4 protein-coding genes are annotated in these 4,120 nt (G+C 62.9%); 3 read left to right on the top strand and 1 reads right to left on the bottom strand.

What is annotated here, in order from left to right; genetic code table 11:
• Positions 1 to 167 precede the first annotated feature (167 nt).
• Entirely contained in the window at positions 168 to 1,355 is a 1,188-nt protein-coding gene (dinB, locus tag AC1DT2_RS16920; protein WP_477297623.1) for a DNA polymerase IV, read from the top strand.
• Between the two features lie 137 nt (positions 1,356 to 1,492).
• A complete protein-coding gene (locus AC1DT2_RS16915) occupies positions 1,493 to 1,846 on the top strand; it encodes a PilZ domain-containing protein (RefSeq protein ID WP_477297622.1) in 354 nt (117 codons plus the stop codon).
• 55 nt (positions 1,847 to 1,901) lie between these two features.
• On the opposite strand, the gene AC1DT2_RS16910 is transcribed toward AC1DT2_RS16915, so the two are convergent.
• Positions 1,902 to 3,599 (bottom strand): AMP-binding protein, encoded by a 1,698-nt coding sequence (locus tag AC1DT2_RS16910; RefSeq protein ID WP_063572184.1) that lies wholly within the window; start codon positions 3,597 to 3,599, stop codon positions 1,902 to 1,904.
• Between the two features lie 124 nt (positions 3,600 to 3,723).
• On the opposite strand from AC1DT2_RS16910, the gene AC1DT2_RS16905 reads away from it, so the two are divergent.
• Positions 3,724 to 4,120 (top strand): hypothetical protein (locus AC1DT2_RS16905; protein ID WP_477297621.1); only part of this gene is annotated, 397 nt, incomplete at its 3' end.

The following is a 4,120-nucleotide window of genomic DNA, read 5'->3' as shown; positions in this document are numbered from 1 at the left end:
CTGTGAAAGATCGTCGGGAGCGGTCCGCTCTCGGTCCAGAACCACGGACCGGTGAGGGCATGACGCCCGAATAAGTTCACCCGATTGACGACAGGGTATCGSCTGCGCCCGCCCAAGTCCAGCGGGCTGCCTGCCGGGTGCCCCACGGTTCCGGCACAATATCGCTCATGCAGCAGGCCCCCCGCGCGATCATCCATGTCGACATGGACGCTTTCTATGCGTCCGTGGAGGAACTGGACGACCCCAGCCTGGTCGGCAAGCCGGTGATCGTGGCCGGCCTGGGGCGTCGCGGGGTGGTTTCTACCTGTAACTACGTGGCCCGCACGTATGGGGTCCGGTCGGCCATGCCCACCTCCGAAGCGCGTCGCCGCTGCCCCGACGGCATCTATATCTTTCCCCGTCACGCCCGTTACGCCGAAATTTCTGAGATCGTCTTCTCGGTGTTCGGTGAGGTCACGCCGATGATCGAGGGCCTCTCGCTGGACGAGGCTTTCCTCGACGTCACTGCCAGCCTGCGGTTGTTCGCGTCGATCGAGGCCATTGGCCGTCGGGTCAAGCAGGCCATCCGTGAGCGCACGGGCCTGAACGCCTCGGTCGGCATGGCGCATAACAAGCTGTTGGCCAAGCTGGCCAGTGAGCTGTCCAAGCCGGATGGGTTCCTGCACATCCATCCCGAGGAAGTGCAGGGCTACCTCGATCCCCTGCCGATCGGGCGCATGTGGACCGTCGGCAAGGTGGCGGAGGAGTCCCTGCACAAGGTCGGCATTCGCACCATCGGCGACCTGATCCGCGCCGATGCCTGGCGGCTGAACAAGGCCGTCGGCGAGCGCCATGCGGCCCAGTTGCGTCAGTTGTGTCAGGGCGAGGACAGGCGGCCGGTGGTGACGGACGCTCCCGAGGTGTCTATCGGTTCCGAATGGACCTTTGACATCGACGTGGAAGCGCTACCAATCGCGGAGGCCTGGCTGTTACGTCAGTGCGAACGGGTGGGGGCAAGGGCGCGATCGCGTGGTGTCGACGCCCGTACGGTGTCGGTGAAGCTGCGTGAGCCGCCCTTCGTCACCCATAGCCGGCAGGCACAGTTGCCCGTTCCCGGCAACGCTACGCCGGAAATCTATGCTGTGGCACGTCGCTTGCTTCACCTGTGGTGGAATCAGCACCCGCGACCGAGGCTCCGACTGCTCGGCGTAACGCTTTCGGGGTTCGATGCCCGGTACGGCGATGAACAACAGGACATGTTTGCCGCCCCGGTCTCGGAAAAACGCTCCGATAGCGTGCAGGACCGGATCAACGAGCGCTTTGGCGCCGGTGCCCTGGTTCGCGCGGGTGTACTGAAGACGCGCGGGAGCGAGTGAACGCCCATGGTTGCGAGCGAACGCTACGACTGCGCTAATGTGTCCGTTTGTGACACGCAAGGTAAGTCGTGCGGGGTGCGGTCATGCCGAACTCGACGTATAAGGTGCAGCAGGAACCGGAATGGATGAGTACGCTGATGTCTGACAAGGATAGTTCGAACACGCGCTATCGCCACGCGCGGATGAAGGTGCAGACCGCGGTGCTGATGAGCCGCGGCGGCGAAGCGCACCCGACCGATCTTGTCGACATCTCGGCGACGGGGGTCATGTTGCGCCGCCCGCTCGGCTGGCGTGGGGAGCCCGGTCAGACCTGGATTCTCGACATGGTGTTCGGTCACGACCTGCATATTCATATGGAAGCCATGGTTGCGCGTGTGTCGGCGCGCCAGATCGGCATGGCTTATACCCTTATTCCCGAGGACAAGCAGAGGCCGTTGTGGGAGTTCCTTGGCGGGTATGCGGATACGCTCGAAGAGTGGAAGGACGACTGATCGCTGGCGATGCTCTTACGAAAAACCCCGCTCGAGGCGGGGTTTTTTATTCGAATCAGGCCTGCGCCGCTTTCCGTTTCGCCCGATCCTCATCACGCAGCTCGCGACGAAGAATCTTGCCGACGTTCGTCTTCGGCAATGCATCGCGGAACTCGATCTGCTTCGGACGCTTGTAGCCGGTGAGGTTCTCGCGGCAGTACTCGCGCAGGGCCTCCTCGGTGAGCGACGGATCCTTGCGAACCACGAAGATCTTCACTACCTCGCCCGAGTGCTCGTCGTCGACGCCGACCGCCGCCACTTCGGCCACGCCCGGATGCGCCATGACGATGTCTTCGATCTCGTTCGGGTACACGTTGAAACCCGAGACCAGGATCATGTCCTTCTTGCGGTCGACGATGTAGATGTAACCGTTGGCATCCATGCGGGCGATGTCGCCGGTACGCAGCCAGCCGTTCGCGTCAAGCACCTTGGCCGTTTCATCGGGGCGATTCCAATAGCCCTTCATCACCTGCGGACCCTTGATGCACAGCTCGCCCACTTCGCCAACGGGCAGCACCTGGCCGTCGTCGGTCCAGATCTGCACATAGGTGGAGGGAATGGGCAGGCCGATCGAGCCGTTGTATTCCTTCAGGTCCAGCGGGTTGATGCAGGCGGCCGGCGAGGTTTCCGTGAGGCCGTACGCTTCGGCGAGCGTCACGCCGGTGGTCTTCTTCCAGCGCTCCGCCACGGCCCGCTGCACGGCCATGCCGCCGCCGAGCGAGAGGTGYAGGCCGGAGAAGTCGAGGTCGGCAAAGCCCGGGGTATTGAGCAGGCCGTTGAAGAGCGTGTTGACGCCGGTGATGGCGGTGAAGCGCTCCTTCGAGAGCTCCTTGACGAAGCCTTTCATGTCGCGCGGGTTGGTGATGAGCAGGTTGAGCGCGCCCATGCGCGTGAAGACCAGTCCGTTCGCCGTCAATGAGAAGATGTGATACAGCGGCAGCGCCGTGACGATGATCTCCTCACCTTCCTTGGCCGAGCCACTGATCCAGGCATCGGCCTGGAGCATGTTGGCGACCATGTTGCGATGGGTGAGCATCGCACCCTTGGCGACGCCGGTGGTGCCGCCGGTGTACTGCAGGAAAGCGATATCGTCGTGGCCAACGTCGGTCTTCGGCATCGGGTGCGACTTGCCGCGGGCGAGGGCGTCCTTGAAGCGGACGGCCATCGGCAGTTTATAAGCCGGTACTTCCTTGCGAATGCTCTTCACGACGAAGTTGATGATGTTCCCCTTGGGGAACCCGATCATGTCGCCGACACCGGTGGTGATGACGTTCTTGACCTGGGTGCCGTCCAGCGCCTGCTCGGCGGTGGCGGCGAAGTTGTCCAGGACAACGAGCACCTTCGCGCCGGAATCTTCCAGTTGGTGGTGCAATTCGCGCGTGGTGTACAGCGGATTGGTGTTGACTACCGTCAGGCCGAGGCGCAGGGCGCCGAACAGCACGATCGGATACTGCAACAGGTTCGGCAGCATGATCGCGAGGCGATCACCCTTCTTCAGCCCGAGTTCCCCGGAGAGGTAGCCAGCAAAGGCCGCCGACAGTTCGTCGATCTGCCCATAGGTGAGTACCTTGCCGAAGTTCTTGTAGGCAGGGCGGTCACGAAATTTCTGAAAGGACTCTTCGAAGACGGCCGCCACGGAGCGGTACGCGTTGACGTCGATGTCGGCGGGAATGCCGGCCGGATAGTGGTCAAGCCACGGACGCTCAATGCTCATGGATCGGACGAACTCCTTCAAAGGGCAGTCGTACGGCGGCCTGTCGTACGATCGCGGCATTGGAGCATACGCGCGCGTATAGCAGCAAGCCGCAACGCAACGAGACTGCATGAGGGATAACACGATGTCGAAAGCCTGGATAGCACTGACATTTCTGCTGTTGGCAGCGCTGGCCGGTTGCCGGCACACGCCGGACGCGGAACAGGTGCGCAAGGCCATTGCCGCGACGGTCGTGGGGGCCGAGGCGGGGAAGGCCGGCGACACTACGGAAGTCCTCACGGACGACTTCGATGGCAACACGGGGCAGTTGGACAAGCGGTCGCTGGCCAATCTGGTGCGTGTCTATGCATTACGTGGGCAGTCGATCCACGTTTTGATGGGGCCGATGACGATCGAGCCGCGTGGCGAGCGTATCGTCGCGACGTTCACTGTGACGCTCACAGCGGGCGCCGGCGTGCTACCGGACAACGCCGGGGCGTACCAGGTGGAAACGGGTTGGCGGAAAGCCAGTGGTACGTGGC

Source organism: Luteibacter sp. P4_E6, from assembly GCF_056401535.1.
Note: the sequence above shows the minus strand (reverse complement) of the source record. Positions and strands in the feature narration are given on the sequence as shown.

Coding starts and splice junctions, on each gene's coding strand:
- AC1DT2_RS16915 (WP_477297622.1), top strand. CDS start 1,493: ATGTCTGACAAGGATAGTTCGAACACGCGCTATCGCCACGCGCGGATG.
- dinB (WP_477297623.1), top strand. CDS start 168: ATGCAGCAGGCCCCCCGCGCGATCATCCATGTCGACATGGACGCTTTC.